Annotated in this window: 1 rRNA gene; it reads left to right on the forward strand. The window is 54.9% G+C overall.

Annotated elements, in window-relative coordinates:
* Positions 1–268 (forward strand): 16S ribosomal RNA (locus tag SM191_RS19925); the annotation flags it as partial.

Raw genomic sequence — 268 nt, forward strand, 5'->3', positions numbered from 1 at the left:
CTCAGAACGAACGCTGGCGGCATGCCTAACACATGCAAGTCGAACGAAGGCTTCGGCCTTAGTGGCGCACGGGTGCGTAACGCGTGGGAATCTGCCCTTTGGTTCGGAATAACAGCTGGAAACGGCTGCTAATACCGGATGATGACGAAAGTCCAAAGATTTATCGCCAGAGGATGAGCCCGCGTTGGATTAGGTAGTTGGTGGGGTAAAGGCCTACCAAGCCGACGATCCATAGCTGGTCTGAGAGGATGATCAGCCACACTGGGAC

Source organism: Sphingomonas sp. 2378, from assembly GCF_038084995.1.
In the GTDB taxonomy this organism is placed as follows: Bacteria; Pseudomonadota; Alphaproteobacteria; order Sphingomonadales; family Sphingomonadaceae; genus Sphingomonas.